The following is a 24,296-nucleotide window of genomic DNA, read 5'->3' on the forward strand; positions in this document are numbered from 1 at the left end:
GCGGCATCCGCCGCCGGCCGACCGCACAGCCCATCAGGAGAGCTCATCCCCGGGCGCCGACTCCACCGAGGCAAGAGCCGTCGCCGGATCCTGGCAAGCGGCTCCGGCGGGCACCCAGCGGCCGCGCTCCTTGCGGTACGGCCACCAACGCCCGTCCCGCCCCAGGCGCAGTTGGGCCGGTGCGCCGACGACCGTCCACCGGTTGCCGCTCGCCCGCAGCGACGGTCGCTCGTCCTCGTCCCAGGCCGACTCCAGGGAGGCACGCGCGCGTGCGAGAGCCTCGCCCGGGACGGTCCACTCCTCCTCCAGCACGGACAGCGCAGCCACTCCTCCCAGGCGCCACGCGCGCGTGGCGCGCGCCAGCCCCTGCCGGTCGCGTCCAGAACCGTCGGCCAGCCGGTCCAGCACAGCCGTCTCATCGGTTCCTGCGGCGAGCCGGACCGCATCCTGGGCGAGCGTCAACTCCTCTGCCGGCGCCTGCTGTTCGGACACGGGACGGAGCGCCTCGGCGAGCAGGCGATGTGCCTCTGCGGCCGTTCGCGCGGCGAGATACTCCAGGGCGGCCGGGTCCACGCCTGGTCCGGGCGGGGCCTCGGTGTCGAGGGACGGCGGTATCCCGGGTTCCGTGGGCAGCTCCGGCGGGGCCGGCAGGGGCGGCAGGATGCCGCCGGTCCGGTAGGCCTCGGCGGCGTCCACACCCTCCGGTTCGGCCGGCTCCTCCCTGGGTGCGGCGCTGCGGGTCTGGAGGTCGTCGAGCAGGGCCCGTTCGCCCCGGCCGCGGATCAGCAGCAGCACGAGGGGATCCTGGTCCAGCAGCCGCGCCACCTGGTAGCACAGCGCCGCCGTGTGCCCGCAGTGGTCCCAGGCGCCGCAGTCGCACTCCGGTTCCAGATCGCCCATGCCCGGCAGCAGGTCGACGCCCGCGGCCGCCGCGTCCTCGACCAGATGCGGCGGCATCTCGCGGTCCAGCAGCGCCGCGACGTGTCCGGCCCGCTCGACCGTCATGTCCAGGAAACGGCCCCACTGGTCGCCGTCCAGCTCCCCCAGCAGGACATCGGCCCGGTGAGACGTGCCGTCGCGGCTCCGGACCACGGCCGTGATACGTCCCGGGCGTACGGACACCGCGCCCACAGCCCCCGAACGCGCGAGTCTGCGGCCGCTCTTGAGCTGTTGGGAGTCGAGCGCCGTGTCCTCCAGGGCTTTGAGCCAGGCCTGGCCCCACCAGGTGTGCGCGAAGCCCCGCCCGTGCGCGGGGGGCAGCGCGGCGAACGTGCGCTCCGTGTCGTGGTCGTGCCGGTTCATCGGGTGCCCCCTCGCAGTTCCACCAGATCGGCCAGCTCCGCGTCCGTCATCTCCGTGAGCACTGTCTCGCCGGAGCCCAGCACCGCGTCGGCCAGTTCCCGCTTGCGGCCGAGCATGTCGGCGATGCGGTCCTCGACGGTTCCCTCCGCGATCAGCTTGTGGACCTGCACGGGCCGGGTCTGGCCGATGCGGTACGCACGGTCGGTGGCCTGCGCCTCGACGGCGGGGTTCCACCAGCGGTCGTAGTGCACCACGTGTTCGGCCCGCGTCAGGTTCAGCCCGGTGCCCGCGGCCTTCAGCGACAGCAGGAAGACGGGGACTTCACCGTCCTGGAAGCGCCGCACCATCGCCTCGCGTTCGGCGACGGGCGTCCCGCCGTGCAGGAACTGCGAGGTGACGCCACGGGCCGTCAGGTGCCGTTCGATGAGGCGCGCCATGCGCACGTACTGCGTGAAGACCAGAACGCTCGCGCCCTCGGCGAGGATGGTGTCGAGCAGTTCGTCCAGCAGCTCCAGCTTCCCCGAACGACCCTCGATCCGCGGCCGTTCCTCCTTCAGGAACTGCGCCGGGTGGTTGCAGATCTGCTTCAGCCCCGTCAGCAGCTTCACGATCAGTCCGCGCCGCTCCATGCTGTCGGCCGCGGAGATCTCGGCGAGCGTCTCGCGCACCAGCGCCTCGTACAGGCCCGTCTGTTCCATGGTCAGGGACACGGCACGGTCGGTCTCGGTCTTCGGCGGCAGCTCCGGCGCGATCCCGGGATCCGACTTCCGGCGCCGCAGCAGGAACGGTCGTACGAGACGGGCGAGCCGCTCCGCGGCGGCCGGGTCCAGGCCGCCCTCGACGGCCTGCGCGTACCGTGTGCGGAAGGTGCCGAGCCGGCTCAGCAGCCCGGGGGTCGTCCAGTCGAGGATCGCCCACAACTCGGAGAGGTTGTTCTCCACGGGGGTCCCGGTGAGCGCCACGCGTGCGCGTGCACCGATGGAACGCAGCTCCCGCGCGGTCGCCGAGTACGGGTTCTTCACATGCTGCGCCTCATCGGCCACGACCATGCCCCACGCCGTCTCCCCGAGCCGGCGCGCGTCCAGGCGCATCGTCCCGTAGGTGGTGAGCACGAACTCCCCGTCGGCCACCCCGTCCAGCCTGCGCCCGGCTCCGTGGAAGCGGCGCACGGGCGTGCCGGGCGCGAACTTCTCGATCTCGCACTGCCAGTTGCCCATCAGCGACGTCGGGCACACCACGAGGGTGGGACCGGCCGTCGACGCCTCGCTCTGCCGGTGCAGGTGCAGTGCGATCAACGTGATCGTCTTGCCGAGTCCCATGTCGTCGGCCAGGCAGCAGCCCAGGCCCAGGGAGGTCATCCGAGCCAGCCAACTCAGGCCCCGGCGCTGGTAGTCCCGCAGGGTGGCCGCGAGAGCGGCGGGCTGTGCGACCGGCTCCTGCCCCTCCGGGGCCGCGAGCCGCTCCCGCAGGGCCGCCAGCCACCCGGTGGGCTGTACGTCGACCCGGCGGCCGTCGACCTCCGCCGAGCCCGTCAGCGCGGCTCCGAGCGCGTCGATGGGTGTGATCTTGCGGTCCTGCCGGGCGCGGGCGCGGCGCGCCTCCCGGGGGTCGATGAGGACCCATTGGCCGCGCAGACGCACGACGGGCCGGTTGGCCTCGGCGAGCCGGTCCAGCTCCGCGCGTGTGAGATGCTCGTCGCCCAGTGCGAACCGCCAGTCGAAGGCGAGCAGCGCGTCGGCGGACAGGAACGACGGCGTGTCCGAGGCGGCCCGGGCACCCACCGGCTCCTCGTCCGGCGGGCCGATGACCGCGCGGGCCGTCAGCGTCCGGGCCAGTTCCTTCGGCCAGTGCACGTCGACTCCGGCGGCGGCGAGGTCCTGGGCGCCCTGTCCGAGCAGGTCGGTGACCTCCTCGTCGGCGAGTTCGACGGCGTCCGGCACGCTCGCCGACAGCAGGGGCGTCAGCGGCGGCCAGGACCGGGCCGCCCTGCGCAGCGCGAGCAGGGCGTCCATCCGCGCGCGCGGACCGAAACCCCGGCTCCCGTCCCCTGAGGTACCCCACAGTTCGGACGCGTCCGCCACCAGCGCCGGATCACTGACGCCGTGCACCCGCAGCACGGCGCGGAACGGCACCGCGGCGTCCTCCTGGGCCAGCTCGGCAAGGCCGGGCACCTCGATCCGCAGCGAGAGCCTTACGCCCGCGTCGTGGCCCGCGGCGACATCGGCGGCCCACGCCCGCTCCCCGGGCAGGTGCTGTGGTGCCTGCGCCGCGTAGGCGGGGCCGCCCGTCACCAGGAAAGCCGCGGGGGAGCGCGGAAGGGTGTCGGCCACCGCGTCCAGGAAGGCCCGCAGCAGCCCCTCCGGGGCGGGCAGCCGCAGCGGCCCACAACCGCCCACCGGGATGGCGTGCGCCTCGGGCGGCATCGCGGCGGCCAGCCCGCAGATGCGGTCGACGTCGTCCGGAGCCAGGGGACCGACGCGCCAGGCGTCGTGATCGCCGGGGGACAGACCGGGCAACAGCAGCCCCCGCGCGAGGAGTTGCAGGGCCAGCACGGCGGCCGAGCCCCAGAAGACGGACCCCCGGTGTGCATGCGCATCGGCACGCGCGCGCGTGAGGACGGGAAGCGCCGCCCGTACCGGCAGCAGGACGGCGGGAACCCGGGCCGGCTCGACGCCGTCGCCGTCGGGCAGGACCACGGTCAGATGCTGGGCGGACCCGGCCGCATGAGGCGGAGGGGCGCTGCAGTCGGGCCGCCAGAAGGCGACCCTGCCGGTGCGGGCCGGGTCACCGGGCACAAAAACGGCGCAGCAGCGGGCCAGTTCGGAGATCTCGGACGGTGTTGCCGCAGGGATCCTCTGCACAGCGAAGCCGTATTCCTCAAATTTGACTACTGGGGTCGGGGTCGCCGAGGGTACAGCAATCGACGGGCCACCGGGACACGGCCTGGCGGCCGCCCGCCCGTCCCGCGCCCTGGGGTGTTGTCAGCCCCCCGGCGCACCACCGGCTGACCCCCGCGCGTACACGGGTGGTGGCGTCATGGTCGCAACGGGTCGTCGCTTCGTACGTTTTCTCAGGTCAGCCCGTTGCCCGAGAGAGTCGGAGACCGGACATGCCCGAGTCCACCACAGCCTTGGCCGACCCCCTCCGGGGAACGCGTGGCGCACCGCCCGGAAGCGAGTTCGCGCCCCTCCTGCGCACGGTCCGGGCCCAGGGACTCCTGGAACGGCGCCGCACCTGGTACGCGCTCACCATCGCCGCCAACGCACTCGCCCTCGGCGGCATCGTCACGGGCCTCGTCCTGACCGGTGATTCCTGGTGGTCGCTGCTCCTGGCACCGCTGCTCGCCGTGTTCGGCGCCCGCACGGCCTTCATCGGCCACGACGCGGGCCACTCCCAGATAACCGCCGGCAAATCGGCGGCCCGGGTCATCGGCCTGATCCACGGCAACCTGCTGCTGGGCATGAGCTACGCCTGGTGGAACGACAAGCACAACCGCCACCACGCCAACCCCAACCACATCGACAAGGATCCGGACGTCGTCGCCGACGTCCTCGTCTTCACCGGTGCACAGGCCGAGCAGCGGTCAGGCTTCCGCCGCTGGCTGACCCGCAACCAGGCCTGGCTCTTCTTCCCCCTCACCCTTCTCGAAGGCGTCGCCCTGAAGATCCACGGCTTCCGGGACCTGCGCCGGCAGACACCCCGTGAGCGCACCGTGGAAGGCCTGCTGCTGGTGACCCATGTCGCCGCCTACGCGACCCTGCTCCTCACCGCGCTCTCCCCGGGCAAGGCCCTCGCGTTCGCCGCCCTCCACCAGGCACTCTTCGGCCTGCACTTGGGGCTGGCCTTCGCCCCCAACCACAAGGGCATGCAGATGCCCGACCCGAACGGGGAGCGCTGGGGCCATCTGCACCGGCAGGTGCTCACCTCGCGCAACATCCGCGGCGGCGTCCTGACCGACTGGTTCCTGGGCGGCCTCAATTACCAGATCGAGCACCACCTCTTCCCCAGCATGCCCCGCCCTCATCTCCGGCTCGCCCAGCCCCTGGTGCGCGCCCACTGCCGGGATTTGGGTATTCCCTATGCGGAGGCCGCACTCGTCGACTCCTACCGGCAGGCCCTGCGTCACCTTCATGCAGTGGGGGAGCCCCTCAGGGCGGAATGACGGACAGTGTTCTCAGGGACGAGTCGGGGTCACACCTCAGGGACGTCTCAGGGGCGAGATCCGGAACCGCGGGAGGCGCGGGCCCGTTTTCAGGACAGAGAGCGGCACAGGCCGCGAAGGAGGCGACGTACATGTCGAACAACGCGAAGATCGCCATAGGAGGTGTGGCGCTCGGGCTCTTCCTGTGGATCTGGCTGCCCTTCTGGGCGGTGGTCCTGATCGTCCTCGGAGTCCCGACCGCCGCATACCTCACGCTGGACCCCTCGCAGCGGCGCAGGCTGCGCCGCATCACCCGCAAGGAGCTCGGCCGCTGAAGCACTACCGCACGGGATCGGCCCGGTCGGCCAGCGCGCAGGAGTCGACCACATCGCCGTCCGCGGGCCGTGCGACGGTATGGTCCGCGGGCGGCTGCGCGCCCGTCTCCACCCAGGAGACCAGCGCGTCGAACGCGGAGCGGTAGCAGGGCAGGATCGGCCGCAGCCGGTCCGGATAGGTGTCGTACAACCCGTCGACGTGCGTGCCGCCCTGGATCGTGTAGGAGCGGTGCAGCGCACCCCGGCCGCGCGCGGCGACCATGCGCGTGTACACGTCCGAGTCGGCGGCCTTGGGCAGCAGCGCGTCCAGGTCGCCGTGCAGCGTGATCAACGGCCGTCCGATGCGCCCCGTGAGCGCCACGCGGGCGACGGCGCGATGGACGGACGCGGGCCGCGACGCATAGTCGTACACCGCGTCGGCGGGGCAGGGCGCCAGGATCTGCTCCGCGGTGCCGCCGGCCGACGGGCCGGGGCAGCCGGGGTCGTACGTCGGGTCGAACTCGGCGCGGTAGATCTTCTGCGTCACGCCCCAGTACGCCTTCTCGTGGTACGGCCACAGAAACTCCGAGCCGCGCGCGAAGCCCACCGCGTACAGGTCCTCGTCCCGCGCCGAGCCCTGCATCCGTGCCACCGCCGTCGGCAGCGAGGTGAGCAGGCTCGGGCCGTCCGCGGTCCACAGCGCGCCCTCCCAGTCCACGCCGCCGTCGTAGAGCTCCGGATGGTTCTCCACCTGCCAGCGGGTGAGATAACCGCCGTTGGAGATGCCGGTCATGTACGTGCGGCGCGGGGCGTGCCCGTACCGCTGGGCCACCGCCCGCCCGGCCGCCCGGGTGAGCTGAGTGGTCCGCGCGTTCCACTCGGCGACCGCATCACCGGGCCGGGATCCGTCGCGGTAGAAGTCGGCACCGCTGTTGCCCTTGTCGGTCGCCGCATACGCGTACCCCTGGGCGACCACCTGGTCGGAGATCGCCGTGTCCGTCGCGTACTGCCTGCGTGTGCCGGGAGCGCCGGTCACGACCAGGCCGCCGTTCCAGTGGTCGGGCAACCGGATCACGAACTGCGCGTCGTGCCGCCAGCCGTGGGTGGTGTTGAAGTGCGAGGAGTCCGGGAAGTAGCCGTCGATCTGCACCCCCGGCACCCCGGACGGGGTGCGGGTCGCCCTGGCCGTCAGTCCCGCCTGATCAGCCATGTCGGTGTACGGCGTGCCGGCGAGCCCGGTCGTGGTCAGGTCAGGCAGACAGGCGCTCTGCTGGAAGGCGGCGCCCGGCACGTGCACCCGCTCCTGGTGGACACAGTGGCCCCCACCGATTGCCGTGGCCTGGGCGGGAGCCGGCCAGGTGAGGGCCGCCGCCACCAGGGCGGCGGCAGCGAGCGGAACACCGCGGGACGGACGCATGACGGACCTCCGGGGCAGGACGGCAGGGAACGGCGCCCACAAAGGAGCGGGCGCCGACGGCTGCCCCATCGTGCGGTCCGGCCTCCGCGGCATCCATGGGCCGGGACCACATGGAACGCTCCCGCCACATGGCGGCTCAAAACAGGGGCCGCGGGTGAAGTGCCGTGCGAGGTAAGGAGATCGACCCCATGCGGCCCGGAGCACGCTTCACGGTGAGCGGCGACGATCGGGCGCGTGCCGTCGCAGCGCCTGCCCCGACTGCCTCACGCCCGGCCCCGCCCCGGGAATGCCCGACCCCTGAAGGAGGTCTTGTTCGCCGACCTGCCTCGCCCAGGCGCAGGCCGACGAGCCCGTCAGCCCCCTGGAGGAGCGGCTCCGGGCCCCCGCCCCGGCAGCGCGTGCCGAGGCGCGGGTCCGCGCTGCCTCAACTGGGCCGCACGGCCATCTTGTCGAGCGCCTCCAGCAGACCCGGCAGCTCCGGCCCGCGGCCGACCGGCAGCACCTCGCCGGGCTCCGCGTCGAGCAGGACGAACGCGATGTCGTCGGTCCGGGCGACGAGTGACCAGCCCGGACCGTCGGCACGCAGGGTCCGCGCGTCGCCCGGGGCGAACGAGGACCGGACCCGGCCGAGGGGCGGCGGAGTGTCCACATACGCGCGCGCCTCGGCGAGCACGCGCCGGATCCCGCCGTGCCCCGGCCGCCCGTCCGCCGGCTCGCCCGCCGCTGCCGGAGCGTCTTCGTTCCCCGCGTCCTGCGCGGACTCGGAAGCCCCGTCCGCACTCGAGAAGGCGGCGTCGTCGATCTGCTCCCGCCACACGGCCCACTGCAGCGCGATCTCGTCGGCACCCAGCCGCCGCTGAGCCGGCCCCCACCTGCTGGTGTCCGGCGGCGTCAGCGCCGGACCGTCCGCCACCTCGGGGTCGGGATCGTGCGGCGCGGGCACACCGGGAGCCGCCACGGCGACCGCCAGCGGCCAGCCCGGCAGCGCGGACACGACCGAGCGCTCGTCCGGCGACAGGTCGTACTCCATCCCGCAGTCCCAGGACGCGATCGCGACGGCGACCAGAGAGACGTCGTCGACCACGACCGTCCACCGGGCGCCGTCACCGTCCTGGCCGAGCACCAGGCCGTATCCGTCGGCGAGCGGCGCGAGGCCGAGCGCCGCGCAGGCCTCCGGATAGTCGTCGCCCAGCACGCTCGGGAACTTCGCCGGCGTCAGAAGTACCGCCGTGAGCACATAAAGCGCATCGTCCGCGGCGGCGACGGCGTCCTCGTCCGTCCCGGCCATCCCAGCCTCCCCATCGATTCATCCGATCGCGCGCACCCTAGTGCGAGCGGAAGCAGCTTGTCACGACTCACAGGCACACCCGGAGCTGCAGTTTTCCGGCTGGACGGGGCGAATCGACCGCTTCCGACCCGACGCCTCAGGTCGCCGGGAGGCCCAGAAGCGCACGGGCCACCGTCCCCGGTGACTCGTCGCGCTCCCGCGCCAGCGCGATGACCGCACGGCACGCCAGCTCGTTGACCCCGAAGGACAGCGCCTCCGGCGACACCCAGCCCGCCGCCTCCTCGATCCGGTCCTGGTCGTCCTCCGCGCACGCCGAGACGTACGCGGCCGCGGCTTCGAAAAGATTGTGTGGACGTTTGTCCCGGCCGTCGCCGATGTCCGCGCGAACGGCGTTGAGGAACCTCGCACAGGACTTGCGCACCCTGCCCAACATGCTGACCACCTTCCCCCTGCGTGGTTGCCCTGGCCGACCTGTCATCCCCTGCTGTTCAACGTAGAGTTGGACCTCCGGCGGCAGAAGGGGGGCGCCACGGTGAAGCGCTTCCAGCGGCTCGAACAGATCCGGCGGATGGACCCCGAGAAGGACGCTTCCGAGATCTACCGGCTCAGCGCGGCCTACGAGTTCCCCTGGGACTTCACCCGATCCCTGGAACTGGCTCTGTACCGCACCTATGCCGTACCCGGCATCGGGCGGCTGCTCGCCGAGACGGCGGAACTCACCCGGCGGCCCCAGAAGCGCTACGACGACACCACCCTGCTCCTCGACGCCGTCGTGGAGCACGGCTTCGGCAGCCCACAGGCCGACACGGCGATCCGCCGCATCAACCAGATGCACCGCAGCTACGACATCGCCCACGACGACATGCGCTACGTGTTGTGCACCTTCGTCGTCATGCCCAAGCGGTGGATCGACGCGTACGGATGGCGCCGGCTGTCGCGGCACGAGACCGTCGCCGCCGCCGTCCATTACCGCACGCTGGGCCGGTACATGGGCATCAGGGACATCCCCGAGTCCTACGAGGAGTTCGAGGCCTGCCTCGACGCCTACGAAGAGGCCCACTTCGACTGGGACGAGAACGCCCGCCGTGTCTCCGACGCCACCCTCGCACTGATGGCCTCCTGGTACCCGCGCCCGCTCGCCCCTCTCCTGCGCACTTCGATCCTCGCTCTGCTCGACGACCACCTCCTGAGCGCCTTCCGCTACCCGCCCCCGAACGCCGCCACCCGCGCACTGGTGCGCCGCGCGGTACGGGCGCGTGGACGCATCGTGCGCCTCCTTCCGCCCCGGCGCGCGCCGCACTACGCGCGACAGAACTGGGAGGTCAAGGGCTATCCGAACGGCTACGAGCTGAACGAACTGGGCACCAGCCCGGTTCCCGGGGTACGCGGATGTCCCGTGCGTCGCGTGAACGGATCAGTCTTCGAGTGACCCGATCGTCTCGCGCAGCCAGGTGAGTTCGGCCCGGGACGTGGCCCGCGCGATGGTCAGCAGCCCGCGGCGGAAAGGATCCTCCAGCTCCTCGGCGCGCAGCGGCCGGTCACCCTCGTAGAAGAAGCTCGCCGGTTCCTCCAGGAAGGCCAGCCTGCGCCGGAGCACAGCCGCCTGCGCCGCCGGGTCGTCGAGGTGACGCAGGAAGGCGAGCACGGTGAACCACCGGTTCTCGTCGGTGATGTCGCGCCGGTCGGGCTCGGCGAGCCGTCGGCGCAGCTCACCTCTGCCCTCCTCGGTGAGTGTCAGGACGTGACGTGGGGCGGCCACGGCGCCGGGTTCCGTGGCGCGCGCCAGCAGACCCGCCTTCTCCATGCGCTTGATCGCCGGATACAGCGTGCTCTCGGCGACGGGTTTCACATGCCCCGTCAGCGCGGTGATGCGCTTGCGCAGCTCGTAGCCGTGCAGCGGGGCGTCGTACAGGAATCCGAGGATGGCCAGCTCCAGCATGCCCGCATTCTCGCTCACGGGCGCTGTACATCGCCAGCTCTATATATCGGCTTCGCTATACCTCGATAACGAGGTATTCTGCGGCCGAGTCGAGAGTGACCGTGGCGCATCGGGGAGGACGCAATGAAGCAGGCCGAGTTCGACGGCAAGGGAAGCTGCATCCGCTGGACGGAGACGCCGGGCGAAGAACCCGCGCGCGTGTACGTGCACGGCTTGGGCGCGATGTCGGCCGTGTACCACGCGCACATCGCGGCCCGGGCGGAGCTCGCCGGCCGGCGCAGCCTGTTCGTCGATCTGCCCGGGCACGGCATCAGCGACCGCCCGGAACACTTCGGCTACACCCTCCAGGAACACGCCGACGCGCTGGCCGCCGCCCTGGACGCGAGCGGCCTGACGGGAGTCGAGGTGGTGGGCCACAGCATGGGCGGGGCCATCGCCATAGTGCTCGCCCATCGGCGGCCCGACCTGGTGGCCCGGCTGGTGCTCACCGAGGCCAACCTCGATGCCTTCCCTCCGCCCACTGCAGGCAGCAGCGGCATTGCCGCCCACGAGGAGGACGCGTTCGTGCACGGGCACCACGCGCGCGTACTGGAAGAGGTGGGCCCCTTGTGGGCGGCGACCATGCGGCTGGCGGATCCGCGCGCCCTGCACCGCTCGGCCGTCGGCCTGCGGCGCGGCTCCGAGCCCGTCATGCGCAGCATCCTCGAACAGCTGCCGATCGAGCGCGTCTATCTGCAGGGCGAGCTGAGCGGTGAACTCCCGGGCAGGCAAGCCCTGGAGGCGGCAGGGGTGCGGGTGGTGACGGTGCCCGGTGCGGGCCACAACGTCATGTTCGACAACCCCGACGCCTTCGCGGCAGCCGTCGCGGGCCGCCGCTGAGACTCAGCCTTCCCGCACGGCCAGCGCCAGAAAGCGGGCGTCCTCGTCGACGTACGAGGTCATCCGCCAGCCCGAACCCGCCAGCAGCGGACGGAGGTTGGGCTCCGCGCGCAGATCGTCCGGAGTGATCTCGCGTCCTTGGCGTGCCGCCAGTGCCGCCCGGCCGATCGGGTGGAACAGCGCCAGCGTGCCGCCGGGGCGGACGACGCGGGCCAACTCCCGCAGGTTCTGAGACGGCTGGGGCAGATGAGCGATCAGCCCGGCGGCGAACACGGCGTCCAGCGCCTCGGACCGCAACGGAAGCGCGGCGACGTCGGCGAGCAGCAGCTGCCCGTCGTGGCCCCTTCCGGCCCGTACGGCGGCCTGGAGCATGGCGGGGGTGAGATCGGCTCCGACGACCACTCCCGCGCGCCCCACGGCGGCGCGCAGCGGCGTCAGGGCCCGCCCCGTGCCGCAGCCCGCGTCCAGTACACGGTCTCCCTCGCGCAGCCCGAGCTCGGTGACCGCGGCGGCATAGGCGGGACCGTCGTCGGGGAACCGGCTGTCCCAGTCGGCGGCGCGGGCGCCGAAGAATTCCTGGACATGTGTGTGGTCGTCGCTCATGTTCCGCATGATCCCTCACCGAAACGGATGGGCGCCGCTGTGCACACGTTCGAGCGGGGCGCGATCGTTCAGGTACCTCTCTGTGTCATATTCCAACAGCTTTCGAAATGCGCGCCCTTGGTGCGCCCCTACCGGGACTAGCGTCCCGGGGCCATGGGACACCTGGACCACGCCACCTTCGGCTGGCTTACCCCCGTACTGTCGTATGTGATGGCCTGTATAGGCGCCGCGCTGGGACTGCGCTGCACGGTCCGCGCGCTGGGCGCCACCGGGCGCTCGCGCCGCAACTGGCTGATCACCGCGGCCTCCGCGATCGGCACCGGCATCTGGACCATGCACTTCGTGGCCATGCTCGGCTTCGGCGTCAGCGGCACCGACATCCGCTACGACGTCCCGCTCACCATCGTGAGCCTGCTCGTCGCCATGATCGTCGTCTGGGCCGGCGTCTTCGCCGTCGGCTACAGCCGTGACCGCACGCGCGCGCTCTTCCTCGGCGGACTGACCACCGGGATCGGCGTCGCGAGCATGCACTATCTGGGCATGGCCGCCGTGCGGCTGCACGGTCACGTCAGCTACGACCCGGCGCTCGTCGCACTCTCCGTCCTGATCGCCGTCGTCGCGGCGACGGCGGCCCTGTGGGCGGGGCTCAACATCAAGTCGCCCATTGCCGTCACCGTCGCCTCCCTGATCATGGGCGCCGCGGTGGCCAGCATGCACTACACCGCGATGTTCGCGGTTCGCGTCCACGTCACACCGTCCGGCCACGCCCTGCCCGGGGCCACGGCGATGCAGTTCATCTTCCCCCTCGCCGTCGGCCTCGGCTCCTACCTGTTCCTGACCTCGGCCTTCGTCGCGCTGTCGCCGACGACCGGGGAGCGCGAGGCATCCGCCTCGGCCCAGCGGCCGGTCCAGAGCGCCGCCGCCCACTAGCGGCGACGGCCCGGCCCGCCCCGACCACTCCCGAGCGAGGAGGCCATGCGTACACCCCGTAGGACCCCCAGCCCCAGCCCCGAGGCGCCGCCCCAGCCCCCCGTGCGCGGCCGTCGGGCCCACGCAGGCCCGCCCGCCGACGAGGTCCCGGACGAGCCCGCGGGCGCGGCTCCGGCTGACGCCCCCGCGCCCGGGAGCCGCTGGCGAATACGGCCGCGCACCGTCCGCGCGAAGATCGTGTGCCTGCTGATGGTTCCGGTCGTCTCGCTGCTGGCCCTGTGGGCGTACGCCACCGTCAGCACCGCCCAGGACGTCGCCCGGCTACGGCAGTTGCAGCGCGTCGACGCCCAGATCCGCACCCCGGTCGCCACGGTCGTCGCCGCACTGCAGGCCGAGCGCTCGGCCGCCGTGCGCTCCGCGACCGCCCCCTCGGCCGGACGCAGCGACGACTACAAGAAGCTCGCGGACCGCACCGACCAGGCCGTGGCAGGGCTGCGGCTCGGGGACCACAACACCGTCGCCGACAGCGAGGAACTGCCCTCCGGGGTTTCCCAGCGGCTCAAGACCTTCGTCGCCGGCGCCGAACAACTGCGCTCCCTGCGCGCCGCGGTGCTCGACCGGCGCGCGAACTGGGCCATGGCGTACGGGCAGTACACCAAGGCCATCAACAGCGCCTTCGCGGTGGGCGGCGCGCTCACCGGCATCCAGGACGCCGATCTGGGCTCCGACGCGCGCGTGCTGCTCGAATTCTCCCGCGCGGGCGAGGCGTTGGCCCAGGAGGACTCGGTGCTCTCGGGTGCCCGCCTGACCCATGGACTCAGCGGCGAGCGGCTACGGCTGTTCACCGGAGCCGTCGACACCCGCCGCACGCTCACCGACGCCGCCGTCGCCGACCTGAGCGGCCCCGAGCGCACCGCCTGGCGCACCCTCGCCGAGGGCAATGACTACGCCGCCCTGAGCCGCACGGAGGACCGGATCCTCACCGCCGCCCCGGGCGGACGCGCGATCGCCGCCGCACCCGAGGCCGACTGGAACACGTCACACGCGCGCGTACAGGGCGGGATGCGGACGATCGAGCAGGACGCCGGGAGCAGCGTCGCGCACCGCGCCGACCCCTTCACCCGCGGCCTGCTCACCCCGGGCGGCGCCGCGGTGCTCTTCGGCCTTGCCGCGGTGGCCGCCTCGCTCGTCATCTCGGTCCGCATCGGACGCGGCCTCGTCGTCGAACTGGTCAGCCTGCGCAACAGCGCCCTGGAGATCGCCCGCCGCAACCTCCCCGAGGCCATGCGGAAGCTGCGTGCCGGCGAGGAGATCGACATCCAGGCCGAGGCCCCACCGGGACCGCCCGCCGAGGACGAGACCGGACAGGTCGCCGAGGCCCTCACCACGGTCCACCGCGCCGCCCTGCGGGCCGCCGTCGAGCGCGCCGAACTCGCCAGCGGCATCTCCGGGGTCTTCGTCAACCTCGCCCGCCGCAGCCAGGTCCTCGTCCACCGCCAACTCAGCCTCCTCGACAGCATGGAGCGCCGCTCCGACGACCCGAACGAGCTCAGCGACCTCTTCCGCCTCGACCACCTCACCACCCGCATGCGGCGCCACGCCGAGAGCCTGATCATCCTGTCCGGAGCGGCACCCGGCCGGGCCTGGCGCATGCCGGTGTCCCTGACCAACGTGGTGCGCGCGGCCGTCTCCGAAGTCGAGGACTACGCGCGCGTGGAGGTACGACAGCTCCCCGAGGCGGCCGTCATCGGCTCGGCCGTCGCCGACCTCACCCACCTCCTGGCCGAGGTCGTCGAGAACGCGGCCCAGTTCTCGCCACCCCACACGCGCGTGCGCATCATCGGCGAACCCGTCGGCAACGGCTACGTCATCGAGGTCGAGGACCGCGGCCTGGGCATGGGCCCGGAGACCCTCACCGAGGCCAACCGACGCATCGAACAGTCCGAGGCCCTCGACCTCTTCGACAGCGACCGGCTCGGCCTCTTCGTGGTCAGCAGGCTCGCGGCCCGCCACGGCATCAAGGTGCACCTGCGCACCTCCCCCTACGGCGGCACCACCGCGGTCGTCCTGCTGCCCACCGCCCTGCTGCACGGAGGGGCGGCGGAACGTTCCCCCGGCAAGGCCGCGGACCCGCAGCGGCCGGCGGAAGGCGAGTACGCGCGCGTGCCCGACGGCCGCCCGCACCAGGACTCCGTCCCGGCGACGACCGAGCGGCCCGCGCTGGTGGCCCACGCGCCGGCCGCGGCGGACACGGCGTCCGACACCCCACCACCCGGAGTCACCACCTTGCGCCTGCACCGTCCCCCGGAGGACACCGAAGAGTCCGACGACCTGCCCCGCCGGGTACGCCAGGCAAGTCTCGCCCCCCAACTGCGCGAACAGCGCCCCGAGGAGCCCGCCCACGCGCCGGCCTCCGCCCGCGACGACCGGCGCACCCCCGAGATCGTGCGGGACCGCATGGCCGCCTACCGCGACGGCTGGACACGCGGCGGCGGCAGGCAACCCGGACGCGGCGTGGGACCGGATCCCACACCGCGCAGCGACAGCAGCAGCGAAGGAGACCGCGCATGATCCAGGACCCGAGCACCAGGGCCGACCGGCGATCCGGCGAGCTCGACTGGCTGCTGGACGACTTGGTGCTGCGTGTGAGCGAGGTACGGCACGCCGTGGTGCTCTCCAACGACGGACTCGCCGTGGGCGCCTCGTCCGACCTGCGCCGCGAGGACGCGGAACACCTCGCCGCCGTGGCCTCCGGCTTCCACAGCCTGGCCAAGGGCGCGGGACGGCACTTCGGCGCCGGCGGTGTGCGCCAGACCATGGTCGAGATGGACGACGGCTTCCTGTTCGTGGCCGCCGCGGGCGATGGCTCCTGCCTCGCCGTACTCACTGCGGTCACCGCCGACATCGGCCTGGTGGCCTACGAGATGGCACGACTGGTCAAACGCGTCGGCGAGCATCTCCACACGCCGACCCGTGTCGCAGCGCGGCCGCCGGCCGCCCGATGAGACCCGAGGGTGGCGCGCGCACATGAACGCGGACAGCACCGGCACCCCGCCCGAGCCGGGCAGCCAGTGGTACGACGGCGAGGCCGGGCCCCTCGTGCGCCCGTACGCCATGACGGGCGGACGCACCAGGCCCGGCCCCACCGGGGTCCGCTTCGACCTGATCGCCCTGGTCACCCTGGACGCCGGCGCACCCGGAGTCGACGGGGACACCGGGCTCGGGCCGGAACACCGGGCCCTGATCGACCTGTGCCGCACCGAGACCCAGTCCGTAGCCGAACTCGCCGCGGGCGCCGACCTGCCCGTGGGCGTGGTCCGGGTCCTCCTGGGCGACCTGCTGGAACTCGGCTGCGTCACCGTCAGCCGTCCCGTACCGCCCGCGCAGCTTCCTGACGAACGGATTCTGCGCGAGGTGATCGAAGGGCTGCGGGCGCTGTAGATGAAAGTTCACCACCACCCGGTCCCGTACGGGGCAACCCGGTACTCCCGAGAGAAGTGATCGATGGTCTCCGAGCACTCCGACGCGCAGGGCGGCGAGACGGCCGCGCTGGCGTTGAAGATCCTGGTCGCCGGTGGATTCGGCGTGGGCAAGACCACCCTGGTGGGTGCGGTCAGCGAGATCAGGCCGCTGCGCACCGAGGAACTGCTCAGCGAGGCAGGCCAGTTGGTGGACGACACCGACGGCGTGGACCAGAAGGTCACCACGACCGTCGCCATGGACTTCGGACGCATCACCATCAGGTCCGGCCTCTCCCTGTACCTCTTCGGCACACCGGGCCAGGACCGCTTCTGGTTCCTGTGGGACGAACTGTCGCAAGGAGCCCTGGGCGCCGTGGTCCTCGCCGACACCCGACGCCTGGAGGACTGCTTCCCGGCGGTGGACTACTTCGAGCACCGACACATCCCGTTCGTGGTCGCCGTCAACTGCTTCACGGGCGCCCGCGCCTACGGTGCCCAGGACGTCTCACGCGCCCTCGACCTCGACCGTGGAACACCGGTGGTGCTGTGCGACGCCCGTGACCGCGACTCGGGGAAGGAAGTACTGATCCGGCTCGTCGAGTACGCCGGGCGGATGCACACCGCCCGGCTGCTCGACTCGGTCGGCTGACGGAACTCCGGCGGGCGCCCCGTTCAGCTCGCGACGGCCTTCTCCGCCAGCACCTTGTCGACCGTGACCCGGACGAGGAGTTCTCCAGGCACCCCGTTGCGGGCCCCGAACTCCTCGGCACGCTCCTCGCCCATGTAGCGCGCCCCGATGCGGGCGGCCCACTGCCTGAGTTCGTCGAGGTCCTCCGAGATCCGGGCCCGGCCCTGGAGGACGACGAAGTCGAAGGGCGGCCGGTCGTCGTCCACGCACAGCGCGACCCGGCCGTCACGCACGACATTGCGCCCCTTCACGCTCGTGCTCGCGGTGTTGAACACCACGTCGTCCCCGTCGAGCACGAACCAGATCGGGGTCACATGCGGACTGCCGTCGGCCCGGACGGTCGCCAGCTTTCCGGTGCGGGTGCCGTGCGAGACGAAGTCCCGCCATTCCTTGTCGGTCATCTTCTGCGCCATGCCCCTATCCTCCTTGCCCGCGCCGCGGTCGTGGTGAAGGCTGGCCTGGAGATCCTCCGGCCAGGGGGAGTCATCACACGGGGAGACCGGATCATGGCGCAGAACCAGGGACTTGGCTGGCTGCTGGACGACCTGACCGAGCGCGTCGAACACGTACGGCACGCGCTGGTCCTGTCCAACGACGGCCTGGTGACGGGAGCGAGTACGGGGCTGCGGCGCGAGGACGCCGAGCATCTTGCCGCCGTCTCGTCCGGACTGCACAGCCTGGCCAAGGGCTCGGGACGCCACTTCGGCGCGGGCAGAGTGCGCCAGACGATGGTCGAGTTCGACGACGCGGTGCTGTTCGTGACCGCCGCGGGCGCCAGCAGCTGTCTGTGCGTGCTCAGCGGTGCGGAGGCCGACATCGGCCAGATCGCCTACGAGATGACCCTGCTGGTCAACCGCGTCGGTGAACACCTCGGCGTGGAGACCAGGCAACCCGAGCGAACCCCGACCACAGAGGCCTGACCTGCACATTTGCCCTCTCCTGTGGAGTTATCCACAGGCTCGCCACGAGATCTGCCGAAGCGGCTACGGTTTTTCCCGAGGCCGCGCGAACGACGCGAGCCACAGACTCCACGGGGGAGACCGGCCATGTCAGGCAACACCGTCGCACCACCGCACAGCACCTCCTGCACGCCGAGCCGCGCGGCACGCGAACTGGGGCTCAGGCGAGGCGAGTTCGACCTCGCCGTGGACCTCGGATGCATCCGCACCGTGCCGGACGAAGGGGGCGGGGGCCGGCGGGTCACCCGCACCGAGATCGACCGACTGCACGCCGAGGACGGCTTCCCCGAGGCCCTGAGGCAGCGCGTCGAAACCGTGGGCACGAAGGAAGGAGCTGCCCTTCTGCGGGTGACGCCCGGAAAGTTCACCCGGCTGGCCCGGCTCGGCGTGGTCAAGCCCGTCAAGTTCTATCTCAACCGGTACAGCGCCGTGGTCTGGCTCTATCTGGCAGAAGAGCTACGGCAGTTCGCGGCCGACGAGAACAACGCGCCGCTGCTGAAGGGCCGAACGCCCACCGGTGCGCGGGAGCAGCTCGCGGCGGGGCTGGATCTGCGGCCCCGCAACTGGCGTTCGCGACACCTCGGATTCCTGCTGCGGCGGGCCGACGGCCATCCCTGGGCGTGCGCCGCGGCAGTGGCCTCCCTCCTCGACGCCGTCCAGGTCGCGGAGATCGTCCAGGACCCCTACGAGCGGGTCCACCTGAACCGGTTCCGGCCCAGGCCGCAGACGCACGGCGCGCCGGGCTCGCCCGCCGCGCACCTGGCCGAGAGCCTCACCCTGGCTGAGGACCCGGACGAGATCGACTGGCTGCGGGCCGATCTCGCACAGGCAGTCAGCCATGCGCGCGCACTCCAGCCCGCGCCGCGGCCGACTGCCAGGCCCAGGCCGGCGGAAGCAGCGGAACAGAAACGCCCCGCACCGCCGGCGGCCGCGGAACACAAGGCGCCCATGCCCTCCATGGCCGCGGCACAGGACCCACCCGTGCCCCCGACGGCCGTGGCGCAGGCACCGCCCATGCCCTCCACGGCCGTGGAACAAGCCCATGCCGTCCCCGGAAAGCCGGGACGCTCACACGGCCTGCTGGGCTGGCTGCGCCGTAGAACTGCGTGAGCTACAGCGCCCGGAACAGACCTTCCTGGACCACCGACACCAGCAGTCGGCCCTCGACGTCGTAGATCCGCCCGCGTGCCAGGCCCCGGCCACCCGTCGCGATCGGCGACTCCTGGTCGTAGAGGAACCACTCGTCCGCTCGGAACGGCCGGTGGAACCACATGGCGTGATCCAGTGAGGCGATGTCGAAGCTCCGTGGGCCCCACAGGGGTTGGACCGGGATGCGGACGGCGTCCAGGAGGGTCATGTCGCTGGCGTAGGTCAGCGCGCAGGTGTGCACGACCGGGTCGTCGCCCAGCGGCCCGACCGCGCGCATCCACACGGCGCTGCGCGGCTCGGCGTCCTTGACCTCCTCCGCGGTCCAGCGCAGCCGGTCCACGTAGCGGATGTCGAAGGGCTGACGGCGCGCCATCCGCTCCAACTGCTCGGGCAGCTCGCCGTGGTGCTCCCGGATCTCCTCGGTGACGGTCGGCAGGGACTCCGGGTCCGGGACCTTGCGGGCCGGCGGCAGCTGGTGCTCGAAGGAACCTTCCTCAGGCTTGTGAAAGGAGGCGGTGAGATTGAAGATCGTGCGGCCCTGCTGCACGGCGGTGACCCGCCGAGTGGTGAACGACCGGCCGTCCCGCACCCGTTCGACCTGGTACACGATCGGCACACCAGGCCGGCCCGGCCGCAGGAAGTACGCGTGCAGCGAGTGCACCGGACGCTCGCCGTCCGTGGTGCGGGCGGCCGCGACCAGTGCCTGGCCCGCCACCTGGCCGCCGAAGACCCGCTGCAGGGACTCCTGCGGGCTCAGGCCGCGGAAGATGTTGACCTCGATCTGCTCCAGGTCGAGCAGGTCGACCAGTCTCTCGGCCGGGTTCGTCATCCGTGGGATTCTCCTTGGCTCACGACTTGGCTCACAGCTGGCCGACGTCGGTGACGCGGACGACCGCACGGCCCTCGGCGTCGGAGGCCGCGAGGTCGACCTCCGCGCTGATGCCCCAGTCATGATCGCCGTTCGGGTCGGCGAAGATCTGGCGAACGCGCCACAGACCGTGCTCCGGCTCCTCCTCGATGAGCAGCAACTTGGGGCCGCGGGCGTCCGGGCCGGTACCCAGGTCCTCGTACTCGTCCCAGTACTTGTCCATCGCCTCGCCCCATGCGTCGGCGTCCCAGCCCGAGTCGGCATCCAACTCGCCCAGCTCCTCCACCTGGTCGAGAGCGGCGAGCTCGACGCGGCGGAACATGGCGTTGCGGACCAGGACCCGGAAGGCGCGGGCGTTGGAGGTGACCGGCTTGACCTCGTCGGCCTTCTCCTGGGCCTCCTCGGCCGTCATCTCCTCCGGGTTGGCGAGCTGTTCCCACTCGTCCAGCAGGCTGGAGTCGACCTGGCGGACCATCTCGCCGAGCCACTCGATGAGGTCCTGCAGGTCCTCGGACTTGAGATCGTCGGGGATGTTGTGGTCGAGGGCCTTGTAGGCGCTGGCGAGGTAGCGCAGCACGATGCCCTCGGTGCGCGCCAGCTCGTAGAAGGACACCAACTCCGTGAAGGACATGGCCCGTTCGTACATGTCCCGGATGACGGACTTCGGCGACAGCGGATGGTCGCCCACCCACGGGTGGCTCTTGCGGTACGTGTTGTAGGCGTGGAAGAGCAGCTCCTCCAGGGGCTTGGGGTAGCTGATGTCCTGGAGGCGTTCCATGCGCTCCTCGTACTCGACGCCGTCCGCCTTCATCGCGGCCACGGCCTCGCCCTTGGCCTTGTTCAGCTGGGCGACGAGGATCTGCCGCGGATCGTCCAGCGTCGACTCGACGACGGACACCATGTCCAGGGCGTAGGACGGCGAGTCCGGGTCGAGGAGTTCGAACGCGGCGAGGGCGAACGTGGACAGCGGCTGGTTGAGCGCGAAGTCCTGCTGCAGGTCCACGGTGAGGCGGACGATGCGGCCGGTGGCGTCCGGCTCGTCGAGCTTCTCGACGATGCCGCCGTCCAGCAGCGAGCGGTAGATGGCGATCGCCCGCCGGATGTGCCGCAGTTGCTGCTTGCGCGGCTCGTGGTTGTCCTCCAGCAGATGACGCATCGCCTCGAAGGCGTTGCCCGGACGGGCGATCACCGACAGCAGCATCGTGTGCGTCACCCGGAAGCGGGAGGTCAGCGGCTCCGGATCGGAGGCGATGAGCTTCTCGAAGGTGTTCTCCGTCCACCCGACGAAGCCCTCCGGCGCCTTCTTGCGGACGACCTTGCGGCGCTTCTTCGGGTCGTCGCCCGCCTTGGCGAGCGCCTTCTCGTTCTCCACGACATGCTCGGGGGCCTGGGCGACGACAAAGCCCGCCGTGTCGAAACCGGCCCGCCCGGCACGACCGGCGATCTGGTGGAACTCACGGGCGCGCAGCGTGCGCACACGGCTGCCGTCGTACTTGGTCAGCGCCGTGAACAGCACCGTGCGGATGGGCACGTTGACGCCCACACCGAGCGTGTCCGTCCCGCAGATCACCTTCAGCAGACCGGCCTGCGCGAGCTTCTCCACCAGGCGCCGGTACTTGGGCAGCATGCCGGCGTGGTGGACGCCGATGCCGTGCCGCACGTAGCGGGAGAGGTTGCGGCCGAACTTGGTGGTGAAGCGGAAGTTGCCGATCAGCTCGGCGATCTGCTCCTTCTCCTCCTTCGAGCACATGTTAATGCTCATCAGGGCCTGTGCCCGCTCCACGGCCTGCGCCTGTGTGAAGTGCACGATGTAGACGGGCGCCTGCCGGGTCTCCAGCAGCTCGGTCAGCGTCTCCGTGAGCGGGGTGAGCCGGTATTCGTAGGACAGCGGGACCGGGCGGATCGCGGAGCGGACCACCGCCGTGGGGCGGCCGGTGCGCCGGGTGAGGTCCTTCTCGAACATCGAGACGTCGCCGAGGGTGGCCGACATCAGGACGAACTGCGCCTGGGGCAGCTCCAGAATCGGGATCTGCCAGGCCCAGCCGCGGTCCCCCTCCGCGTAGAAGTGGAACTCGTCCATGACGACCTGGCCGACGTCCGCGTCCTTGCCGTCGCGCAGCGCGATGGAGGCGAGAACCTCGGCGGTGCAGCAGATGACGGGTGCGTCCGAGTTGACGGACGCGTCGCCGGTGAGCATGCCGACGTTCTCGGTGCCGAAGATCTTGCACAGTTCGAAGAACTTCTCCGAGACGAGCGCCTTGATCGGGGCGGTGTAGAAGGTGACCTCGTCCCGGGCCAGAGCGGCGAAGTGGGCGCCCGCGGCGATCATGCTCTTGCCGGAGCCGGTGGGCGTCGACACGATCACGTTCGCACCGGAGACCACCTCGATCAGCGCCTCCTCCTGATGGGGATAGAGCGTGAGACCTCGCTCCTGGGCCCACGACTCGAAGGCTTCGTAGAGGGCGTCGGGGTCGGCGGTCGGCGGCAGCTGATCGATGAGGGTCACGGACCCATCTTGCCTGGCCTCCTCCCCCAGGGGGGAATCGGTTGCCGGCAGGAAGATCACGACCAGTACGCTGGGGCGCCGACGGAGCGTCAGCGCACCCGGTCAACTGGACAGCGGCACACGAGAAATGGGGCGGGCAACGGCCATGATGGGACCAGCACACTCACTGTCGGGCGCCGCCGCCTGGCTCGGCGTCGGTGCGGCGGCCGCGGCGGCCGGGCACCCGATGCCCTGGCCGGTTCTCCTGGTCGGCGCTCTGATCTGCGCCGGAGCCGCTCTCGCCCCGGACCTGGACCACAAGGCGGCCACCATCTCCAGGGCCTTCGGCCCGCTCTCGCGCGGACTGTGCGAGATCGTCGACAAGCTCTCCTACGCCGTCTACAAGGCGACGAGGAAGCAGGGCGACCCTCGCCGCTCCGGCGGGCACCGCACGCTCACCCACACCTGGCTGTGGGCGGTCCTGATCGGTGCGGGTACGTCGGTCGCCGCCATCACCGGTGGCCGCTGGGCGGTGCTGGCGATTCTCTTCGTCCACATCGTGCTGGCCATCGAGGGCCTGTTGTGGCGGGCCACCCGGGGCTCCAGCGCCGACGTGCTGGTGTGGCTGCTGGCCGCGACCAGCGCCTGGATCCTCGCCGGCATCCTGGACAAGCCGGGCAACGGCTCGGACTGGCTGTTCACGCAGCCCGGCCAGCAGTACCTGTGGCTGGGGCTGCCGATCGTGCTGGGCGCGATAGTCCACGACATCGGGGACGCGCTGACGGTCTCCGGCTGCCCGATCCTGTGGCCGATACCGGTGGGCCGCAAGCGCTGGTACCCGATCGGCCCGCCGAAGGTCATGCGCTTCCGGGCAGGCAGCTGGGTCGAGCTCAAGGTGCTGATGCCGGTGTTCATGCTGCTGGGCGGAGTGGGCTGCGCGGCCGCGCTGAACTTCATCTGAGGAAACCGGTCCGCAGGAGTGGGGCGCGCCTTCCGTCGCCCCACCCCTGCGAGCGCTGGGAGTCAGTCCCTCCACTGCTGGGCGGGGGAGACTCCCGGCAGCGGCCTGCCGATCACCGCGAGCGGAATGAAGAAGCAGACCTGGCCGATCGCGATCGTCAACGTGGCGAGCGCCGTCTCGTCATAGTGCTTGGCCGCCTCCGCATACAGGTCGTCCGGGACACGCTCACCGTGCGGATTCGGTGTGAGAACGGCCTCCACCAGCGCCAGCGCAACCCGCTCGGCATCGCTGAAATAGGGGGCGTCCCTCCAGGTCGCCACACCCGTGATCCGCTCCTCGGACTCGCCGGCCCTGCGCAGGTTGCCGCTGTGCATCACGGTCAGATACGTGTTGCCGACCAGCTGTCCGGCGCGCAGCTGCACCAGGCTGATGGTGCTCTGCGGAACCGAGCCGTTGCCGGTGGCCTTGAACAGCGCTCCGGCGACCGGACCGAACTCGGGGACCAGCTTGACGGGGTTGGACAGGCGCGGCTGCGTGGTCATGACGTTTCCTTCCGGAATCCTCGGGATGCTTCCGTCGTACTGACGGATCCCGAAGGGCGGATGTGACCGCCGGCGTCATGAATGTCCGCGGGGACCTCAGGCGTCCTTTCCGCCGCCGTAGCGCCGCTCGAACTGGGCGATGCGTCCCTCCGTGTCCACGGTCCGTGCCTTGCCGGTGTAGAACGGGTGGCTCTCGGAGGAGATCTCCACGTCCACCACCGGATACGTCTCGCCGTCGTCCCACTCGATGGTCTGGTCGCTGCTCGCGGTGGACCGGGTCAGGAAGGCGTAGCCTGCGGCGCGGTCGCGGAAGACGACCTGGTGGTAGTCGGGGTGCTTGTCCTGCTGCATACGGTGCTCCTTGGCAGGT

Annotated in this window: 24 protein-coding genes; 12 read left to right on the plus strand and 12 right to left on the minus strand. The window is 71.5% G+C overall.

From position 1 onward, the window contains the following. Nucleotides 1-33: 33 nt before the first annotated feature. Together ACWC1K_RS42340 and ACWC1K_RS42345 are read right to left on the minus strand one after the other, a co-directional pair. On the minus strand, nt 34-1,302 hold the full coding sequence (locus ACWC1K_RS42340; RefSeq protein WP_450838671.1) for an SWIM zinc finger family protein: 1,269 nt from the start codon (nt 1,300-1,302) through the stop codon (nt 34-36). Continuing rightward, complete coding sequence (locus ACWC1K_RS42345; protein WP_450838673.1) at nt 1,299-4,163, minus strand: DEAD/DEAH box helicase; 2,865 nt, start codon at nt 4,161-4,163, stop codon at nt 1,299-1,301. The genes ACWC1K_RS42340 and ACWC1K_RS42345 overlap by 4 nt, the downstream gene beginning before the upstream one ends. A 248-nt stretch (nt 4,164-4,411) precedes the next feature. On the opposite strand from ACWC1K_RS42345, the gene ACWC1K_RS42350 reads away from it, so the two are divergent. Further along, nucleotides 4,412-5,464 carry a fatty acid desaturase family protein gene (locus ACWC1K_RS42350; protein ID WP_450838675.1) on the plus strand — a complete coding sequence of 351 codons (1,053 nt, stop codon included), beginning with the start codon at nt 4,412-4,414 and terminating at the stop codon, nt 5,462-5,464. 131 nt (nt 5,465-5,595) lie between these two features. After that, nucleotides 5,596-5,778, plus strand: a complete 183-nt coding sequence (locus tag ACWC1K_RS42355; RefSeq protein WP_123963464.1) for a hypothetical protein — start codon at nt 5,596-5,598, stop codon at nt 5,776-5,778. Between the two features lie 4 nt (nt 5,779-5,782). Here ACWC1K_RS42355 and ACWC1K_RS42360 read toward each other — a convergent pair whose 3' ends face one another. From ACWC1K_RS42360 to ACWC1K_RS42370, 3 genes are all read right to left on the minus strand, one after another. Beyond that, nucleotides 5,783-7,174: a tannase/feruloyl esterase family alpha/beta hydrolase gene (locus ACWC1K_RS42360; RefSeq protein ID WP_450838677.1), complete on the minus strand. Its 1,392-nt coding sequence runs from the start codon at nt 7,172-7,174 to the stop codon at nt 5,783-5,785. Between the two features lie 424 nt (nt 7,175-7,598). Then, nucleotides 7,599-8,462 carry a hypothetical protein gene (locus tag ACWC1K_RS42365; RefSeq protein ID WP_450838678.1) on the minus strand — a complete coding sequence of 288 codons (864 nt, stop codon included), beginning with the start codon at nt 8,460-8,462 and terminating at the stop codon, nt 7,599-7,601. 136 nt (nt 8,463-8,598) lie between these two features. After that, a complete protein-coding gene (locus ACWC1K_RS42370) occupies nt 8,599-8,895 on the minus strand; it encodes a hypothetical protein (protein ID WP_450838680.1) in 297 nt (98 codons plus the stop codon). 99 nt (nt 8,896-8,994) lie between these two features. Between ACWC1K_RS42370 and ACWC1K_RS42375 the strand changes: the two genes are divergently transcribed. After that, the gene (locus tag ACWC1K_RS42375) at nt 8,995-9,891 is read left to right on the plus strand and encodes an oxygenase MpaB family protein (protein ID WP_450838681.1); all 897 of its coding nucleotides are present in this window, start codon (nt 8,995-8,997) and stop codon (nt 9,889-9,891) included. On the opposite strand, the gene ACWC1K_RS42380 is transcribed toward ACWC1K_RS42375, so the two are convergent. After that, the gene (locus ACWC1K_RS42380; protein WP_450838732.1) at nt 9,877-10,401 is read right to left on the minus strand and encodes a PadR family transcriptional regulator; all 525 of its coding nucleotides are present in this window, start codon (nt 10,399-10,401) and stop codon (nt 9,877-9,879) included. The two genes, ACWC1K_RS42375 and ACWC1K_RS42380, sit on opposite strands and share 15 nt — an antisense overlap. 123 nt (nt 10,402-10,524) lie before the next feature. Between ACWC1K_RS42380 and ACWC1K_RS42385 the strand changes: the two genes are divergently transcribed. Beyond that, nucleotides 10,525-11,280: an alpha/beta fold hydrolase gene (locus ACWC1K_RS42385; RefSeq protein WP_450838682.1), complete on the plus strand. Its 756-nt coding sequence runs from the start codon at nt 10,525-10,527 to the stop codon at nt 11,278-11,280. A 3-nt stretch (nt 11,281-11,283) separates the two neighbouring features. Here ACWC1K_RS42385 and ACWC1K_RS42390 read toward each other — a convergent pair whose 3' ends face one another. Next, entirely contained in the window at nt 11,284-11,883 is a 600-nt protein-coding gene (locus ACWC1K_RS42390) for a class I SAM-dependent methyltransferase (RefSeq protein WP_450838683.1), read from the minus strand. Between the two features lie 153 nt (nt 11,884-12,036). Here ACWC1K_RS42390 and ACWC1K_RS42395 point away from each other — a divergent pair, with 153 nt between their 5' ends. The 5 genes from ACWC1K_RS42395 (at nt 12,037) to ACWC1K_RS42415 (ending at nt 16,923) form a co-directional block, all read left to right on the plus strand. Further along, complete coding sequence (locus ACWC1K_RS42395; RefSeq protein ID WP_450838685.1) at nt 12,037-12,813, plus strand: MHYT domain-containing protein; 777 nt, start codon at nt 12,037-12,039, stop codon at nt 12,811-12,813. Nucleotides 12,814-12,858: 45 nt separating this feature from the next. Beyond that, complete coding sequence (locus tag ACWC1K_RS42400; RefSeq protein WP_450838687.1) at nt 12,859-15,384, plus strand: nitrate- and nitrite sensing domain-containing protein; 2,526 nt, start codon at nt 12,859-12,861, stop codon at nt 15,382-15,384. Further along, nucleotides 15,381-15,818 carry a roadblock/LC7 domain-containing protein gene (locus ACWC1K_RS42405; RefSeq protein ID WP_450838689.1) on the plus strand — a complete coding sequence of 146 codons (438 nt, stop codon included), beginning with the start codon at nt 15,381-15,383 and terminating at the stop codon, nt 15,816-15,818. Before ACWC1K_RS42400 ends, ACWC1K_RS42405 begins: the two co-directional genes overlap by 4 nt. Nucleotides 15,819-15,840: 22 nt before the next feature. After that, nucleotides 15,841-16,254: a DUF742 domain-containing protein gene (locus ACWC1K_RS42410; protein ID WP_450838691.1), complete on the plus strand. Its 414-nt coding sequence runs from the start codon at nt 15,841-15,843 to the stop codon at nt 16,252-16,254. 63 nt (nt 16,255-16,317) lie between these two features. Beyond that, on the plus strand, nt 16,318-16,923 hold the full coding sequence (locus tag ACWC1K_RS42415; RefSeq protein WP_450838692.1) for a GTP-binding protein: 606 nt from the start codon (nt 16,318-16,320) through the stop codon (nt 16,921-16,923). 23 nt (nt 16,924-16,946) lie between these two features. On the opposite strand, the gene ACWC1K_RS42420 is transcribed toward ACWC1K_RS42415, so the two are convergent. Continuing rightward, complete coding sequence (locus ACWC1K_RS42420) at nt 16,947-17,375, minus strand: PPOX class F420-dependent oxidoreductase (RefSeq protein WP_365836061.1); 429 nt, start codon at nt 17,373-17,375, stop codon at nt 16,947-16,949. 93 nt (nt 17,376-17,468) lie between these two features. Between ACWC1K_RS42420 and ACWC1K_RS42425 the strand changes: the two genes are divergently transcribed. Both ACWC1K_RS42425 and ACWC1K_RS42430 read left to right on the plus strand, forming a co-directional pair. Then, nucleotides 17,469-17,882, plus strand: a complete 414-nt coding sequence (locus tag ACWC1K_RS42425; protein ID WP_450838694.1) for a roadblock/LC7 domain-containing protein — start codon at nt 17,469-17,471, stop codon at nt 17,880-17,882. A 126-nt stretch (nt 17,883-18,008) separates the two neighbouring features. Continuing rightward, nucleotides 18,009-19,031 (plus strand): DUF6397 family protein, encoded by a 1,023-nt coding sequence (locus ACWC1K_RS42430; RefSeq protein WP_450838695.1) that lies wholly within the window; start codon nt 18,009-18,011, stop codon nt 19,029-19,031. A 1-nt stretch (nt 19,032) separates the two neighbouring features. On the opposite strand, the gene ACWC1K_RS42435 is transcribed toward ACWC1K_RS42430, so the two are convergent. Further along, complete coding sequence (locus ACWC1K_RS42435) at nt 19,033-19,899, minus strand: acyl-CoA thioesterase (RefSeq protein ID WP_450838697.1); 867 nt, start codon at nt 19,897-19,899, stop codon at nt 19,033-19,035. A 31-nt stretch (nt 19,900-19,930) separates the two neighbouring features. Then, a complete protein-coding gene (locus tag ACWC1K_RS42440; protein WP_450838699.1) occupies nt 19,931-22,444 on the minus strand; it encodes a DUF3516 domain-containing protein in 2,514 nt (837 codons plus the stop codon). A 145-nt stretch (nt 22,445-22,589) separates the two neighbouring features. On the opposite strand from ACWC1K_RS42440, the gene ACWC1K_RS42445 reads away from it, so the two are divergent. Next, complete coding sequence (locus tag ACWC1K_RS42445; RefSeq protein ID WP_450838700.1) at nt 22,590-23,384, plus strand: metal-dependent hydrolase; 795 nt, start codon at nt 22,590-22,592, stop codon at nt 23,382-23,384. A 62-nt stretch (nt 23,385-23,446) separates the two neighbouring features. Here the strand turns inward: ACWC1K_RS42445 and ACWC1K_RS42450 are convergent, their stop codons facing one another. Together ACWC1K_RS42450 and ACWC1K_RS42455 are read right to left on the minus strand one after the other, a co-directional pair. Continuing rightward, nucleotides 23,447-23,926: a carboxymuconolactone decarboxylase family protein gene (locus ACWC1K_RS42450; protein WP_450838702.1), complete on the minus strand. Its 480-nt coding sequence runs from the start codon at nt 23,924-23,926 to the stop codon at nt 23,447-23,449. Nucleotides 23,927-24,022: 96 nt separating this feature from the next. After that, complete coding sequence (locus tag ACWC1K_RS42455; RefSeq protein ID WP_275774518.1) at nt 24,023-24,277, minus strand: type B 50S ribosomal protein L31; 255 nt, start codon at nt 24,275-24,277, stop codon at nt 24,023-24,025. Between the last annotated feature and the right edge of the window lie 19 nt (nt 24,278-24,296).

It is taken from the genome of Streptomyces sp. NPDC001492, assembly GCF_053597275.1.

Bases quoted from the DNA above. Each gene is read 5' to 3' on its own strand.
- ACWC1K_RS42340 (WP_450838671.1), bottom strand. From the start codon at position 1,302: ATGAACCGGCACGACCACGACACGGAGCGCACGTTCGCCGCGCTGCCC.
- ACWC1K_RS42350 (WP_450838675.1), top strand. From the start codon at position 4,412: ATGCCCGAGTCCACCACAGCCTTGGCCGACCCCCTCCGGGGAACGCGT.
- ACWC1K_RS42355 (WP_123963464.1), top strand. From the start codon at position 5,596: ATGTCGAACAACGCGAAGATCGCCATAGGAGGTGTGGCGCTCGGGCTC.
- ACWC1K_RS42360 (WP_450838677.1), bottom strand. From the start codon at position 7,174: ATGCGTCCGTCCCGCGGTGTTCCGCTCGCTGCCGCCGCCCTGGTGGCG.
- ACWC1K_RS42365 (WP_450838678.1), bottom strand. From the start codon at position 8,462: ATGGCCGGGACGGACGAGGACGCCGTCGCCGCCGCGGACGATGCGCTT.
- ACWC1K_RS42370 (WP_450838680.1), bottom strand. From the start codon at position 8,895: ATGTTGGGCAGGGTGCGCAAGTCCTGTGCGAGGTTCCTCAACGCCGTT.
- ACWC1K_RS42380 (WP_450838732.1), bottom strand. From the start codon at position 10,401: ATGCTGGAGCTGGCCATCCTCGGATTCCTGTACGACGCCCCGCTGCAC.
- ACWC1K_RS42385 (WP_450838682.1), top strand. From the start codon at position 10,525: ATGAAGCAGGCCGAGTTCGACGGCAAGGGAAGCTGCATCCGCTGGACG.
- ACWC1K_RS42390 (WP_450838683.1), bottom strand. From the start codon at position 11,883: ATGAGCGACGACCACACACATGTCCAGGAATTCTTCGGCGCCCGCGCC.
- ACWC1K_RS42395 (WP_450838685.1), top strand. From the start codon at position 12,037: ATGGGACACCTGGACCACGCCACCTTCGGCTGGCTTACCCCCGTACTG.
- ACWC1K_RS42400 (WP_450838687.1), top strand. From the start codon at position 12,859: ATGCGTACACCCCGTAGGACCCCCAGCCCCAGCCCCGAGGCGCCGCCC.
- ACWC1K_RS42405 (WP_450838689.1), top strand. From the start codon at position 15,381: ATGATCCAGGACCCGAGCACCAGGGCCGACCGGCGATCCGGCGAGCTC.
- ACWC1K_RS42410 (WP_450838691.1), top strand. From the start codon at position 15,841: ATGAACGCGGACAGCACCGGCACCCCGCCCGAGCCGGGCAGCCAGTGG.
- ACWC1K_RS42415 (WP_450838692.1), top strand. From the start codon at position 16,318: ATGGTCTCCGAGCACTCCGACGCGCAGGGCGGCGAGACGGCCGCGCTG.
- ACWC1K_RS42420 (WP_365836061.1), bottom strand. From the start codon at position 17,375: ATGGCGCAGAAGATGACCGACAAGGAATGGCGGGACTTCGTCTCGCAC.
- ACWC1K_RS42425 (WP_450838694.1), top strand. From the start codon at position 17,469: ATGGCGCAGAACCAGGGACTTGGCTGGCTGCTGGACGACCTGACCGAG.
- ACWC1K_RS42430 (WP_450838695.1), top strand. From the start codon at position 18,009: ATGTCAGGCAACACCGTCGCACCACCGCACAGCACCTCCTGCACGCCG.
- ACWC1K_RS42435 (WP_450838697.1), bottom strand. From the start codon at position 19,899: ATGACGAACCCGGCCGAGAGACTGGTCGACCTGCTCGACCTGGAGCAG.
- ACWC1K_RS42445 (WP_450838700.1), top strand. From the start codon at position 22,590: ATGATGGGACCAGCACACTCACTGTCGGGCGCCGCCGCCTGGCTCGGC.
- ACWC1K_RS42450 (WP_450838702.1), bottom strand. From the start codon at position 23,926: ATGACCACGCAGCCGCGCCTGTCCAACCCCGTCAAGCTGGTCCCCGAG.
- ACWC1K_RS42455 (WP_275774518.1), bottom strand. From the start codon at position 24,277: ATGCAGCAGGACAAGCACCCCGACTACCACCAGGTCGTCTTCCGCGAC.